The 14,545-nt window shown below is 71.4% G+C and carries 12 protein-coding genes; 10 read left to right on the top strand and 2 right to left on the bottom strand.

Going from position 1 to position 14,545, the window contains the following annotated elements; translation table 11 throughout:
* Positions 1-5: 5 nt before the first annotated feature.
* Entirely contained in the window at positions 6-221 is a 216-nt protein-coding gene (locus ABZX40_RS39635) for a hypothetical protein (protein ID WP_355750323.1), read from the bottom strand.
* A 102-nt stretch (positions 222-323) separates the two neighbouring features.
* Here ABZX40_RS39635 and ABZX40_RS39630 point away from each other — a divergent pair, with 102 nt between their 5' ends.
* Entirely contained in the window at positions 324-1,568 is a 1,245-nt protein-coding gene (locus ABZX40_RS39630; RefSeq protein ID WP_355750320.1) for a helix-turn-helix domain-containing protein, read from the top strand.
* A gap of 21 nt (positions 1,569-1,589) precedes the next feature.
* Here the strand turns inward: ABZX40_RS39630 and ABZX40_RS39625 are convergent, their stop codons facing one another.
* On the bottom strand, positions 1,590-2,210 hold the full coding sequence (locus tag ABZX40_RS39625) for a TetR/AcrR family transcriptional regulator (RefSeq protein WP_355750317.1): 621 nt from the start codon (positions 2,208-2,210) through the stop codon (positions 1,590-1,592).
* A gap of 87 nt (positions 2,211-2,297) precedes the next feature.
* On the opposite strand from ABZX40_RS39625, the gene ABZX40_RS39620 reads away from it, so the two are divergent.
* From ABZX40_RS39620 to ABZX40_RS39580, 9 genes are all read left to right on the top strand, one after another.
* Entirely contained in the window at positions 2,298-3,914 is a 1,617-nt protein-coding gene (locus ABZX40_RS39620) for a carboxyl transferase domain-containing protein (protein ID WP_355750314.1), read from the top strand.
* 14 nt (positions 3,915-3,928) lie between these two features.
* On the top strand, positions 3,929-5,875 hold the full coding sequence (locus ABZX40_RS39615; RefSeq protein ID WP_355750312.1) for a biotin carboxylase N-terminal domain-containing protein: 1,947 nt from the start codon (positions 3,929-3,931) through the stop codon (positions 5,873-5,875).
* The gene (locus ABZX40_RS39610; protein ID WP_355750309.1) at positions 5,872-6,870 is read left to right on the top strand and encodes a hydroxymethylglutaryl-CoA lyase; all 999 of its coding nucleotides are present in this window, start codon (positions 5,872-5,874) and stop codon (positions 6,868-6,870) included. The genes ABZX40_RS39615 and ABZX40_RS39610 overlap by 4 nt, the downstream gene beginning before the upstream one ends.
* 5 nt (positions 6,871-6,875) lie before the next feature.
* Complete coding sequence (locus tag ABZX40_RS39605; protein ID WP_355750371.1) at positions 6,876-8,036, top strand: acyl-CoA dehydrogenase family protein; 1,161 nt, start codon at positions 6,876-6,878, stop codon at positions 8,034-8,036.
* A 140-nt stretch (positions 8,037-8,176) separates the two neighbouring features.
* Positions 8,177-9,211, top strand: coding sequence for an ABC transporter substrate-binding protein (locus ABZX40_RS39600; protein ID WP_355750306.1), 1,035 nt, complete (start codon positions 8,177-8,179; stop codon positions 9,209-9,211).
* Positions 9,212-9,303: 92 nt separating this feature from the next.
* Positions 9,304-10,746, top strand: coding sequence for an aspartate aminotransferase family protein (locus ABZX40_RS39595; protein ID WP_355750304.1), 1,443 nt, complete (start codon positions 9,304-9,306; stop codon positions 10,744-10,746).
* Positions 10,730-12,010 carry a SidA/IucD/PvdA family monooxygenase gene (locus tag ABZX40_RS39590; protein WP_355750301.1) on the top strand — a complete coding sequence of 427 codons (1,281 nt, stop codon included), beginning with the start codon at positions 10,730-10,732 and terminating at the stop codon, positions 12,008-12,010. The genes ABZX40_RS39595 and ABZX40_RS39590 overlap by 17 nt, the downstream gene beginning before the upstream one ends.
* Complete coding sequence (locus ABZX40_RS39585; protein WP_355750299.1) at positions 12,007-12,546, top strand: GNAT family N-acetyltransferase; 540 nt, start codon at positions 12,007-12,009, stop codon at positions 12,544-12,546. The genes ABZX40_RS39590 and ABZX40_RS39585 overlap by 4 nt, the downstream gene beginning before the upstream one ends.
* Positions 12,543-14,342, top strand: a complete 1,800-nt coding sequence (locus ABZX40_RS39580; protein WP_355750296.1) for an IucA/IucC family siderophore biosynthesis protein — start codon at positions 12,543-12,545, stop codon at positions 14,340-14,342. Before ABZX40_RS39585 ends, ABZX40_RS39580 begins: the two co-directional genes overlap by 4 nt.
* Positions 14,343-14,545: the final 203 nt, after the last annotated feature.

Raw genomic sequence — 14,545 nt, 5'->3', positions numbered from 1 at the left:
AGGTTTCACCCCATGACACCGGGGCGTCGGTGCAGGGGGCAGGCGCAGGGCGGGAACCGGGTCCCGGTCCCGAGGAGGCCGGACGGGGGGTCGTGGTCGACGGGGACGACGACGGTGGTGCGGGGCGGTTTCACGATGGTGCCGTGGCGGTCGACGGTGCAGACCTCGATGGTCATCTTGGTGGTGGGGGGATTCTCGTCAGCGGGCGGGCGGCTGGCCATACGGGCCTCCTGGACAGACGGACGTCGATGGGTGAAGACCCTTTCGGTGGAAGCCCGTTGCTCCCATCCCGTCGCCCTATGGACCCGCCCTAGATTGGGCCTATGGGGGATTCCCGCATCGATCTCTGGTCCCACCCGGCCCTCGCGTCGGCGGTCGTCGGCGCGGACTGGGGCGCGGTCTTCCGGACCTACCGGCAGCTCACCGGCACGAGTCAGACGAAGCTCGGGGAGCGGGTCGGGCTGGTGCAGCCGGACGTGTCCGACATCGAGCGGGGGCGGCGGCGGGTGACCTCCGTCGAGGTGCGGCAGCGCATCGTGGCGGGGCTCGGCATCCCGGCGCACCTCCTGGAGGTGCCGCCGCCGCACATGTCCCCGGTCCCGGGTCTCACCCCCTCCGGTAGCGGCCCCGACGAGGATCTGCTGACCCGGGTGATGAGCGTGACGAAGGGTGGCCGCCGGGTGGACGCGCCCACCCTGGACTGGCTGGACCGGCTGCTCGCCGAGCACCGCCGCGCGGAGGACGAGATCGGCTCCCGCCCCCTCGTCGGTCTGATGCGCCGGCAGTTACGGGATGTCGTGGATCTCTACTCCGGCGCCCGAGGGCCGCTCGCCGGCCGTGTGGTGCGGCTCGCCGCCGAGCACGCGCAGTTCCTGGCCTGGATGGCTCAGGACCAGGGGTCCGACACCGTGGCGCTGGCCTGGCACGACCGAAGCCATGAGTGGGCCCTTGAGGCCGGGGACGCAAACATGGCCGCCACCACCCTGAGCATGAAGTCCCATATGGCGTGGGCCACCGGACACGGCAACCGGACCATCCGCCTCGCCGAGGCCGCCCGCTGGTCGGCCCCCGGCTCCTCCCTCGGCGTCCAGGGCATGGCCGCCCAGATGGCCGCCCGGGGACACGCCCTCAACGGGGACGGCGCCGCCGCCGAGCGACTGCTGGACGAGGCGCAGACCCTCATCGGCCGCGCGGCGGAGCACCCCGAGGACGAGCCGCCCTGGATGTACTTCTATGGCGAGACCTGGTTCACCCTCCAGCGGGGCATGGCCGCGATGCATCTGCGGAACTGGCCCCCGGCCATCGACAGCCTCACCATCGGCCTGGACGGCCTCGCGGCGGAGTTCCGGCGGGACCGGACCTGGTACCGCGCCTGCCTGGCGCACGCCCTCGCGGGCGCGGGCGAGGCCGCGCAGTCACTCGCCGTGGCCCTGGCGAGTGTCCCCGACGCCGCCGCCGTGGGCCGCCCCCACTCCTGGCGGGAGCTGCACACCACCGCCGCGCTCCTCCTCCGCCGGGGCGCCCCCCAGGGGCGGCAGCTCGTCGCGGCCCTGCGCGAGTACGACTGACCCACCGGTCGCCCCCGCGCCTCACCCGAACGAACCACCCCCATCCCCCCCGACGGCGTCGAACGCCCCCTTCGCCATCCTGCGGAGCAGCTCCGCCGTGGCCCCCCGGCCGGGCAGCGGCGCCCCCCGCCTCCCCAGATGCGGGGTGGAGTTCAGCAGGCCGAAGACGGAGTGCACCGCCGAGCGCGCCGCCGGTTCCGGGAGGGCCGGGTACAGGTCGCGGACCACGCCCACCCACAGCTCGACGTACTGCCGCTGGAGCTGCCGGACCAGCTTGCGGTCGCTGTCGCGGAGGCGGTCCAGCTCGCGATCGTGCAGGGTGATCAGGGGACGGTCGTCCAGGGCGAAGTCGACATGGCCCTCGATGAGGGCGTCCAGGAGCCCGTCCGGCGGGCAGTCCGCGCCCGCCTCCGCCACGCGGCGCTTCGCGCCGGTGAGGAGCCGCCCGCTGATACCCACCAGCAGCTCGGCGAGCATCGCGTCCTTGCCGGGGAAGTGCCGGTAGAGGCCGGGGCCGCTGATCCCGACCGCCGCGCCTATCTCGTCGACGCCGACGCCGTGGAAGCCGCGTTCGGCGAAGAGCCGGGCGGCCTCCTTGAGGATCTGCTCGCGACGGGTGGGGGCGTCGGTTCTGGTGGCCATGACGGCAATTGTAGACAGAGGGGTTAGCGGTCGTTAACCTGAAGGAAATGCGTTAACGCTCATTAACAAGGTGAGGGGGCTCGCGGGATGGACCAGGCACCGGAGCTGTCGAGCGCGGCGGACCCCGCGTCGGCGGCGTTCCGCGCCAACGAGGCGGCACAGCGCGCGCTGGTGGCGGAGCTGCACGGCAGGCTGGCGGCGGCCCGGCTGGGCGGCGGGGAGCGGGCCCGCCAGCGGCACACCGCGCGCGGGAAGCTGCTGCCCCGGGACCGGGTGGACACCCTGCTGGACCCGGGTTCGCCGTTCCTGGAGCTGGCCCCGCTGGCCGCCGAGGGGATGTACGAGGGGCAGGCGCCGGCCGCCGGGGTGATCGCCGGGATCGGGCGGGTCAGCGGGCGCGAGTGCGTGATCGTCGCCAATGACGCCACCGTGAAGGGGGGGACGTACTACCCCATGACGGTGAAGAAGCATCTGCGCGCCCAGGAGGTGGCCCTCGACAACCGCCTCCCCTGCGTCTACCTGGTGGACTCGGGCGGGGCTTTCCTCCCCCTCCAGGACGAGGTCTTCCCGGACCGGGACCACTTCGGGCGGATCTTCTTCAACCAGGCCCGGCTGTCGGCGGCGGGCATCCCGCAGATCGCCGCCGTGCTGGGCTCCTGCACCGCCGGGGGCGCGTACGTGCCCGCCATGAGCGACGAGGCCGTCATCGTGCGGAACCAGGGCACGATCTTCCTCGGCGGACCGCCGCTCGTGAAGGCCGCCACCGGCGAGGTCGTCACCGCCGAGGAACTGGGCGGCGGGGAGGTGCACGCGCGCGTGTCCGGCGTGACCGACCATCTCGCGGAGGACGACGCCCACGCCCTGCGGATCGTCCGGGACATCGTCGCCACCGTCCCCGCGCGCGGGCCCCTGCCCTGGGCGGTCGCCCCGGCCGTCGAGCCCAAGGTCGACCCGTACGGGCTGTACGGGGCGGTCCCCGCCGATCCGCGCACGCCCTACGACGTGCGGGAGATCATCGCCCGGGTCGTGGACGGCTCCCGGTTCGCCGAGTTCAAGGCCGAGTTCGGGCAGACCCTGGTCACCGGCTTCGCCCGGATCCACGGCCACCCGGTCGGCGTCGTCGCCAACAACGGCATCCTGTTCTCCGAGTCCGCCCAGAAGGGCGCCCACTTCATCGAGCTGTGCGACCAGCGCGGCATCCCGCTGCTCTTCCTCCAGAACATCTCCGGGTTCATGGTCGGCAAGGACTACGAGGCCGGGGGCATCGCCAAGCACGGGGCGAAGATGGTCACCGCCGTCGCCACCACCCGCGTCCCCAAGCTGACGGTCGTGGTCGGCGGCTCCTACGGCGCCGGGAACTACTCGATGTGCGGCCGGGCCTACTCCCCCCGCTTCCTGTGGATGTGGCCCGGCGCCAAGATCTCCGTGATGGGCGGCGAGCAGGCCGCGTCCGTCCTCGCCACCGTCAAGCGCGACCAGATCGAGGGCCGCGGCGAGTCCTGGCCGGCGGACGACGAGGAGTCCTTCAAGGCCCCGATCCGCGAGCGGTACGAGCGCCAGGGCAACGCCTACTACGCCACCGCCCGGCTCTGGGACGACGGGGTCATCGACCCCCTGGAGACCCGCCAGGTGCTCGGCCTGGCCCTGACCGCCTGCGCCAACGCGCCCCTGGGCGACCCCCAGTTCGGCGTCTTCCGGATGTGAGAGGACGTACCCCGATGTCCCTGGCAGGAGACCTGTTCGACACCGTCCTCGTCGCCAACCGCGGTGAGATCGCCGTCCGCGTCATCCGCACCCTGCGCGCCCTCGGCATCCGCTCCGTCGCCGTCTTCTCCGACGCCGACGCCGACGCCCGGCACGTCCGCGAGGCGGACACGGCGGTACGGATCGGCCCCGCGCCCGCCACCGAGAGCTATCTGTCCGCCGACCGCATCCTGGACGCCGCCGCCCGCACCGGCGCCGGGGCCGTCCACCCCGGCTACGGTTTCCTCGCCGAGAACGCCGCCTTCGCGCGCGCCTGCGCGGACGCCGGGCTCGTCTTCATCGGGCCGCCCGCCGGGGCCATCGCGCTGATGGGCGACAAGATCCGCGCCAAGGAGACCGTCGGCGCGGCCGGAGTCCCCGTGGTCCCCGGCGGCCGTGACCCGGAGCTGGCCGAGGCCGCCCGCGCGCTGGGCGCCCCCGTGCTGCTCAAGCCCAGCGCGGGGGGCGGCGGCAAGGGCATGCGCCTGGTCCGGGACCTCACCACACTGGACGAGGAGATCGCCGCCGCCCGCCGCGAGGCCGCCGCCTCCTTCGGCGACGACACCCTCCTGGTCGAGCGGTGGATCGACCGCCCCCGGCACATCGAGATCCAGATCCTCGCCGACGCCCACGGCAACGCGGTCCATCTCGGCGAGCGCGAGTGCTCCCTCCAGCGCCGCCACCAGAAGGTCATCGAGGAGGCCCCCAGCGTCCTGCTGGACGAGGCGACGCGCGCGGCGATGGGCGAGGCGGCCGTCCAGGCGGCCCGCTCCTGCGGCTACGTCGGCGCGGGCACGGTCGAGTTCATCGTCCCCGGCGGCGATCCGTCGGCGTACTCCTTCATGGAGATGAACACCCGGCTCCAGGTGGAGCACCCGGTCACCGAGCTGGTCACCGGGCTCGATCTGGTGGAGTGGCAGGTGCGGGTGGCCGCCGGGGAGGCGCTGCCCTTCACCCAGGACGCCATCACCCTCACCGGGCACGCGATCGAGGCCCGGATCTGCGCCGAGGACCCCGCGCGCGGCTTCCTCCCGACCGGCGGCACGGTCCTGCTGCTGGACGAGCCCTCCGGGGACGGCGTCCGCACCGACTCCGGGCTGAGCGAGGGCAGCGCGGTCGGCAGCCTGTACGACCCGATGCTGTCCAAGGTCATCGCGTACGGCCCCGACCGGGCAAGCGCCCTCAGAAAACTCCGGGCAGCCCTCGCCGCCACCGTCACCCTCGGGGTCACCACCAACGCCGGGTTCCTGCGCCGCCTGCTGGCCCATCCGGCGGTGGTCGCGGGCGAGCTGGACACGGGCCTCGTCGAGCGCGTCGCCCCCGACCTGGTCCCCACCCACGTACCCGAGGAGGTGTACGAGGCGGCGGCGGCCGTCCGGCTGGACGCGCTCCGCCCGGCGCCCGGCGGCTGGACCGACCCGTTCTCGGTGCCGAGCGGCTGGCGCCTCGGCGGCACCCCGAAGCCGGTCACCTTCCCCCTGCGGGTGACCGACCCGGTGACGTACGAACCCCGGGGCGCCCATACGGTCACCCCCACCCGGGTCTCCGTCACCCTCGACGGCATCCGCCACACCTTCCACCGCGCCGCCGACTGGCTCGGCCGGGACGGCGACGCCTGGCAGGTCCGCGACCACGACCCGGTCGCCGCCTCCCTCCGGGGCGCGGCCCGCTCCGGCGCCGACTCCCTCACCGCCCCCATGCCCGGCACGGTCACGGTGGTGAAGGTCGCCATCGGCGACGAGGTCACCGCCGGTCAGAGCCTGCTGGTGGTGGAGGCGATGAAGATGGAGCACGTCATCTCCGCCCCGCACGCGGGCACGGTCACCGAACTCGATGTCACCCCCGGCACGACGGTCGCCATGGACCAGATCCTGGCCGTCATCACCCCGGACACGGACGCCCCCGCGAAGGACCCGTCATGACCCCGCCCCCACCGTCACCCTCACTCCCCATGGTCGTCCCCGCCACCGACCTCCCCACCCGCGTCCGGATCCACGAGGTCGGTGCCCGTGACGGCCTCCAGAACGAGAAGACATCCGTCCCCACGGAGGTCAAGGCGGAGTTCGTGCACCGCCTCGCCGCCGCCGGGCTCACCACCATCGAGGCGACCAGCTTCGTCCGCCCCGAGTGGGTGCCCCAACTCGCCGACGCCGAGGACCTGTTCCCCCGCCTCGGCGACCTCAAGGGCGTGGCCCTGCCCGTCCTCGTCCCCAACCGGCGCGGCCTGGACCGGGCGCTCGCCCTCGGCGCCCGCCGGATCGCGGTGTTCGCCAGCGCCACCGAGTCCTTCGCCCGCGCCAACCTCAACCGCTCCCTGGACGAGTCCCTCGCCGTCTTCGACCCGGTCGTCCGGCAGGCCAAGGACGCGGGCACGCATGTCCGCGGCTATGTCTCGATGTGCTTCGGCGACCCCTGGGAGGGCGCCGTCCCCCTCCACCAGGTCGTCAAGGTCTGCACGGCACTGCGGGACATGGGCTGCGACGAACTGAGCCTCGGCGACACCATCGGCGTGGCCACCCCCGGCCATGTCCTCGAACTGCTCTCCCTGCTCAACGAGGAGGGCGTCCCGACGAACATCCTCGGGGTGCACTTCCACGACACCTACGGCCAGGCGCTCGCCAACACCTACGCGGCCCTGGAACACGGCGTGACCACCGTCGACGCCTCCGCGGGCGGCCTGGGCGGCTGCCCCTACGCCAGGTCGGCCACCGGCAATCTCGCCACCGAGGACCTGGTCTGGATGCTCCAGGGCCTCGGTATCGAGACCGGTGTCGACCTCGGCCGGCTCACCGCCACCAGCGTGTGGATGGCCGAACAACTGGGCCGCCCCAGCCCGTCCCGTACCGTCCGCGCCCTCTCCCACCAGGAGCACCAGGAACACCAGGGCGACCAGGAGCACAAGGAGCCCCAGGAGTGACGACCATGGACCACCGTCTGACCCCCGAGCTGGAGGAACTCCGCCGCACGGTCGAGGAGTTCGCCCATGAGGTGATCGCCCCGAAGATCGGCGACTACTACGAGCGGCACGAGTTCCCCTACGAGATCGTCCGCGAGATGGGCCGCATGGGCCTCTTCGGCCTGCCGTTCCCGGAGGAGTACGGCGGGATGGGCGGCGACTATCTGGCGCTGGGCGTGGCCCTGGAGGAGCTGGCCCGGGTCGACTCCTCGGTGGCGATCACCCTGGAGGCCGGGGTCTCGCTGGGCGCGATGCCGCTCCATCTCTTCGGCACCGAGGAGCAGAAGCGGACCTGGCTGCCCCGCCTGTGCGCCGGGGAGATGCTCGGCGCGTTCGGGCTGACCGAGCCCGACGGCGGGTCCGACGCGGGCGCGACGAGGACGACGGCCCGCCTGGACGAGGCCACGGACGAGTGGGTGATCAACGGCACCAAGTGCTTCATCACCAACTCCGGCACGGACATCACCGGTCTGGTGACGGTCACCGCGGTCACCGGCCGCACACCCGAGGGCAAGCCGCTGATCTCCTCGATCATCGTCCCGTCGGGCACCCCCGGTTTCACGGTGGCGGCGCCCTACTCCAAGGTGGGCTGGAACGCGTCGGACACCCGGGAGCTGTCCTTCGCCGAGGTCCGCGTACCGAAGGCGAATCTGCTCGGCGCCGAGGGGCGGGGCTACGCCCAGTTCCTGCGCATCCTGGACGAGGGCCGGATCGCCATCGCGGCGCTGGCGACCGGGCTGGCCCAGGGCTGTGTGGACGAGTCGGTGGCGTACGCCAAGCAGCGGCACGCGTTCGGGCGGGCGATCGGCGGGTACCAGGCGATCCAGTTCAAGATCGCGGACATGGAGATGCGGGCCCACACCGCCCGGCTGGCCTGGCGGGACGCCGCGTACCGGCTGGTGGCGGGGGACCCGTTCAAGAAGGAGGCGGCGCTCGCCAAGCTGTACTCGTCCACGATCGCCGTGGACAACGCGCGGGACGCCACCCAGATCCATGGCGGCTACGGGTTCATGAACGAGTACCCGGTGGCCCGGATGTGGCGGGACTCCAAGATCCTGGAGATCGGCGAGGGCACGAGCGAGGTACAGCGGATGCTGATCGCCCGGGAGCTGGGACTGATGGGCTGAGGGGTTGGGGGCTGACGGGCTGGGCTGCGATTCAGGTGGGGCGGCCCCCGCGGATCGGACGACAAGGAAGGTTAGGCTAACCTTCCTTCCCGCCCGATTCGCCCAGCGGCCCGCCCCACCCACCCGAAAGCAGCCCCACCATGTCCCGCACCCCCACCCGCCGCCAGTTGCTCACCGCCGCCGGCGCCCTCGGACTCGGCGCCGCGCTCACCGCCTGCGGAGCCGACGACCCCGCCCCCACCCGCGACACCGGCCCCGGCGCCTCCGGCCCCTGGTCGTTCGAGGACGACCGCGGCGAGACCGTCACCGCCGACCGCGCCCCGGCCACCCTCGTCGCCTTCACCGGCACCGCCGCCGCCCTCCACGACTACGGCGTCACCGTCCAGGGCGTCTTCGGCCCCACCCGGACCGCCGACGGCAAGCCCGACGTCCAGGCCGGCGACCTCGACATCGGCGAGGTGACGATCCTCGGCAACGAGTGGGGCCAGTTCAACATCGAGAAGTACGCGGCCCTCGCCCCCGACCTGCTGATCTCCACGATGTACGACGACCGGGGCACCCTCTGGTACGTCCCCGACGAGTCCAGGGACAAGATCCTCGCCGTGGGCGCCCCCACCGTCGGCATCTCGGTCTACGACCGGCTGCTCACCGGATCCCTGGAGCGGATGGCCGCACTCGCCGCCTCCCTCGGCGCCGATCTGAAGGCCACCGAGGTGGCGGCGGCGAAGAAGCGGTTCGAGGACGCGGCGGCCCGGCTGCGCGCCGCCGCCGCGGCCAAGCCGGACATCAAGGTCCTGGTCGGTTCCGCCGCCGCGGACATGTTCTACGTCTCCGGCTCCAACCTCTCCGTCGACCTGGAGTACTTCGCGTCCCTCGGGGTGAACTTCGTGGAGCCCCCGGCGTCGGCGCTGGCGGAGACCGGCGGCTGGTTCGAGACGCTGAGCTGGGAGAACGTCAACAAGTACCCGGCGGACCTCATCCTCATGGACAACCGCACCTCGGCGATCCAGCCGGCCGACATCACCGAGGGCACCTGGAAGCAGCTCCCGGCGGTGAAGGCGGGTCAGGTGCTCTCCCGGGACACCGAGCCGATCCTGTCGTACGCCAAGTGCGAGCCGATGCTCACCGCGCTCGCGGAGGCGCTGGAGGGGGCGGAGAGGGCCAGCGGGGAGTGAGAGATTAACTTAGGTTAGGCTTACCTAAGTAGAGCAGGGGCCCGGTTCCGCCCTCCCCTGCCCCCGTCCCCGTCCCCCGCCGGAGGCCCCCCATGCGCTCTCAGCTGCTCAACAACGCCACCGCGGAGCGGTACCGCCGTTCCGTGACCGAGGGGGTGGAGCGGGTCGCCGCCCGACTCGCCACCACCCGGCGCCCGTTCACCGGAGTCAGCGTCGACGCCCTCGACGCCCTCATCGAGCGGATCGACCTCGACCGGCCGCTGTACGACACCACCGCCGTGCTGGACGAACTGGAGGACGTCTACCTCCGGGACGCGGTCTCCTTCCACCACCCCCGCTATCTCGCCCACCTCAACTGCCCGGTCGTCATCCCGGCCGTGCTCGGCGAGGCCGTGCTGTCCGCCGTCAACTCCTCCCTGGACACCTGGGACCAGTCGGCGGGCGGCACCCTCATCGAGCGCCGGCTCGTCGACTGGACCGCCGAACGCATCGGGCTCGGCCCGGCCGCCGACGGGGTGTTCACCTCCGGCGGCACCCAGTCCAACCTCCAGGCGCTGCTGCTGGCCCGCGAGGAGAGCAAGGCCCGATCGGCGGCCGACCTGCGGATCTTCGCCTCCGAGCTGAGCCACTTCAGCGTGCTGAAGGCGGCGAAACTGCTGGGCCTCGGCCCGGACGCGGTGGTCTCCGTACCCGTCGACCGGCACCGGCGGATGCGGACCGTCGACCTCGCCCGCGCACTGGAGCGCTGCACCCGCGCCGGACTGACCCCCATGGCGGTCGTCGCCACCGCCGGGACCACCGACTTCGGCTCCATCGACCCCCTGCCGGAGACAGCCGAGCTGTGCGCCCGGTACGGCACCTGGCTGCATGTCGACGCGGCCTACGGCTGCGGGCTGCTGGTCTCCCCCACCCGCCGCTCCCTGCTGACCGGGATCGAGCGCGCCGACTCGGTCACCGTCGACTTCCACAAGTCGTTCTTCCAGCCGGTGAGTTCCTCGGCCCTGCTGGTGCGGGACGCGGCGACCCTGCGCCACGCCACCTATCACGCCGAGTACCTCAACCCGCGCCGGGCCGTGCGGGACCGCATCCCCAACCAGGTGGACAAGTCGCTCCAGACCACCCGCCGGTTCGACGCGCTCAAACTGTGGATGACCCTGCGCACCATGGGCGCCGACGGTATCGGCGCGCTCTTCGACGAGGTCTGCGACCTGGCCGCCGAGGGCTGGCGGCTGCTGGCCGCCGACCCGCGCTACGACGTGGTCGCCGAGCCGGTGCTGTCCACCCTGGTGTTCCGCTGCATACCGGCCGCCGTGACCGACCCGGCGGTGATCGACCGGGCCAATCTCCATGCCCGCGAGGCGCTGTTCGCGTCCGGGGAGGCGGTGGTCGCGGGCACCAAGGTGGCCGGCCGCCACTACCTGAAGTTCACCCTGCTCAACCCCGAGACCACCCCGTCCGATCTGACCGCCGTGCTCGATCTGCTCGCCGGGCACGCCGAGCAGTACCTGGGAGCCTCCCTTGACCGCGCCTGCTGACCCCATGGACCTCCATGACTTCGTGGGCATCGGCCTCGGCCCGTTCAACCTCGGCCTCGCCTGCCTCACCGAGCCCCTCGACGAACTGAACGGCGTCTTCCTCGAAGCCAAGCCGGACTTCGAGTGGCACGCGGGCATGTTCCTGGACGGCGCCCATCTCCAGACCCCGTTCCTCTCCGACCTGGTCACCCTCGCCGACCCGACCTCCCCCTACTCGTTCCTCAACTTCCTGAAGGAACAGGGCCGCCTCTACGCGTTCTACATCCGCGAGAACTTCTACCCCCTGCGCGTCGAGTACGACGCCTACTGCCGCTGGGCCGCCAACCGTCTGACCAGCGTCCGCTTCAACAGCACGGTCACCGAGGTCACCTACGACGACCGGGACGAGACGTACACCGTCCGCACCTCCACCGGCACCACCCACCGCGCCCGCCGCCTGGTGCTGGGCACCGGCACCCCGCCCCACATCCCCGAGCCGTGCCGGGACCTGGGCGGCGACCTGCTGCACAACGCCCACTACCTCCGCCACCGGGACGCGCTGCGGCGCAAGGAGTCGATCACCTTGGTCGGCAGCGGTCAGTCGGCCGCCGAGATCTACCACGACCTGCTGAGCGAGATCGACACCCACGGCTACCGGCTGAACTGGGTCACCCGCTCCCCCCGCTTCTTCCCCCTCGAATACACCAAGCTCACCCTGGAGATGACCTCCCCGGACTACATCGACTACTACCACCGGCTGCCCGAGGCCACCCGCTACCGGCTCACCGACGAACAGAAGGGCCTGTTCAAGGGCATCGACGGCGATCTCATCGACGCCATCTTCGATCTCCTCTACCAGAAGAACCTGAGCGGCCCGGTCCCCACCCGCCTCCTCACCCGTTCAGCCCTGACCACGGCCGCATACCGGGACGGCACCTACACCCTGGGCTTCCACCAGGAGGAGCAGGACACCCACTTCGAGCTGGCCTCGGACGGACTGATCCTGGCCACCGGCTACCGCTACACCGAGCCGCCCTTCCTGGCCCCGATCGCCGACCGGCTGGTGCGCGACGCGCACGGCAACTTCGACATCGCCCGCAACTACGCCATCGACATCACCGGCCACGGTGTCTTCCTCCAGAACGCCGGGGTCCACACCCACGGCGTCACCTCCCCCGACCTCGGGATGGGCGCCTACCGCAACAGCTGCATCATCCGCGAGCTGCTCGGCACCGAGCCCTACCCGATCGAGAAGACCATCGCCTTCCAGGAGTTCGCCGTATGAGCATCGGCACCCTCTCCCTGCGCCCCCTCGACCCCCTCCGGGACGCCGAGCTGCTGCACGGCTGGGTGACCCACCCCAAGGCGGCGTTCTGGCTGATGGGAAGCGCCCACCTCCAGGACGTCGAGCGCGCCTACCTGAGGATCGCAGCCCACGAGCACCACCACGCCCTCCTCGGCCTGCACGACGGCACCCCCGCCTTCCTGATGGAGAAGTACGACCCCCGATACGTCGAACTCACCGGCCTGTACGAGCCCGCCCCCGGTGATATCGGCATGCACTTCCTGACCGCCCCCACCGACCGCCCGCTGCACGGCTTCACCCGGGCCGTGCTCACCGCCGTCATGGACGAACTGTTCGCCGACCCCCGCACCCGCCGGGTGGTCGTGGAACCGGACGTGGCCAACACCGCCGTCCAGGCCCTGAACGCGGCCGTCGGCTTCGTCCCCGACCGCGAGATCGACAAGCCGGAGAAGCGGGCCCTGCTCTCCTTCTGCACCCGGCAGCAGTACCTGACCGCCCGGGGAGCCGCCGTATGACCCTGTCCGACGCCGTGACCCATCTGACCCCCGACCACTGGGCGCGAGCGAACCGCTCACTGCTCCGCAAGGCCCTCGCCGAGTTCGCCCACGAACGCCTCCTCACCCCCGAACCCGAAGGCGACGACACCTATGTCGTCCCCAGCGACGACGGCCGCACCACCTACCGCTTCACCGCCGTCCGCCGCGCCCTGGACCACTGGCAGATCGACCCCGACTCCCTCACCCGCCACCGCTCCGGCACCGAACTCCCCCTCTCCGTACTGGACTTCATCCTCGACCTACGCGCATCCCTCGCCCTGAGCGACTCGATCCTCCCGGTCTACCTGGAAGAGATCTCCGCCACCCTGGCCGGCACCTGCTTCACACTCGGCAAGCCGCAGCGCACGGCCGCCGAGCTGGCCTCCGGCTCCTTCCAGGAGATCGAGACCGGCATGACCGAGGGCCACCCCTGCTTCGTCGCCAACAACGGCCGCCTGGGCTTCGGCGTCCACGACTACCTCTCGTACGCCCCCGAGACCGCGAGCCCGGTCCGCCTGGTCTGGCTGGCCGCCCACCGCTCCCGCGCCGCGTTCACGGCGGGCGCGGGCATCGAGTACGAGTCCTTCCTCCGCGCCGAACTGGGCGCCGCCACCCTCACCCGCTTCCACACCACCCTCCGCGCCCAGGACCTCGACCCCGCCGACTACGTCCTGATGCCCGTCCACCCCTGGCAGTGGTGGAACAAGCTCACCGTCACCTTCGCCGCCGAGCTGGCCCGCCGCCATCTGGTCTGCCTCGGCGAGGCCGACGACGCCTATCTGGCCCAGCAGTCCATCCGGACCTTCTTCAACACCACCGCCCCGCACAAGCACTACGTCAAAACGGCCCTGTCCGTCCTCAACATGGGCTTCATGCGCGGTCTGTCCGCCGCCTACATGGAGGCCACCCCCGCCATCAACGACTGGCTGTCGAACCTGATCGCCAACGACCCCACCCTCACCTCGACCGGCCTGACGATCATCCGCGAACGCGCGGCGGTCGGCTACCGCCACCTGGAGTTCGAGCGGGCCACCGACCGCCACTCCCCCTACCGCAAGATGCTGGCCGCGCTCTGGCGCGAGAGCCCGGTCCCCTCCCTGCGCGAGGGCGAGTCACTGGCCACCATGGCCTCCCTCCTGCACATCGATCACGAGAACCGCTCATTCACCACCGCCCTGATCGAACGATCAGGCCTGTCCCCCCAGACCTGGCTTCGCCACTACCTCCACGCCTACCTCACCCCGCTCCTGCACAGCTTCTACGCCTACGACCTGGTCTTCATGCCCCACGGCGAGAATGTGATCCTGGTCCTGAAGGACGGGCTGGTACAGCGGGCGATCTTCAAGGACATCGCCGAGGAGATCGCCGTCATGGACCCGGACGCGATCCTGCCCCCGGCGGTCGAGCGACTACGCGTGGACGTCCCCGACCACCTGAAACTCCTGTCGATCTTCACCGACGTCTTCGACTGCTTCTTCCGCTTCCTGTCCGCACGACTCGCCGCCGAGGGCGTCCTGGAGGAGGACGACTTCTGGCGCACGGTCGCCGAGATCACCCACGAGTACCAGGCATCGGTCCCCGAACTCACCGAAAAATTCACCCACCACGACCTCTTCACCCCCGACTTCCCCCTCTCCTGCCTGAACCGCCTCCAGCTCCGCAACAACAAACAGATGATCGACCTGACCACCCCAACAACAGCCCTCCAACTACAAGGCACCCTCCAAAACCCCCTGTCCCCCTTCAGAAACCCAGAGAACTCCACGGGCCTTTAGGACGACGGTGAGCGCCGCGGTCTGGGGGGTACGGGGAGGCACGCCGCAGTCTCTTGGGGACGCGGAGAGGTACCGCGATCTTCTAGGGCCGCGGACAGACGCCGCGATCTCCTAGGAGTTGTCTTCAATTGTCACGCCCACATCAGGAGCGATGCGAGGGTGACGGCTGCCTGGTAGGACTCGGCGGTCTTGTCGTAGCGGGT

The organism is Streptomyces sp. NPDC004610 (assembly GCF_040609715.1).
Taxonomy (GTDB): domain Bacteria; phylum Actinomycetota; class Actinomycetes; order Streptomycetales; family Streptomycetaceae; genus Streptomyces.
This window is presented reverse-complemented; position numbering and strand designations above follow the sequence as displayed.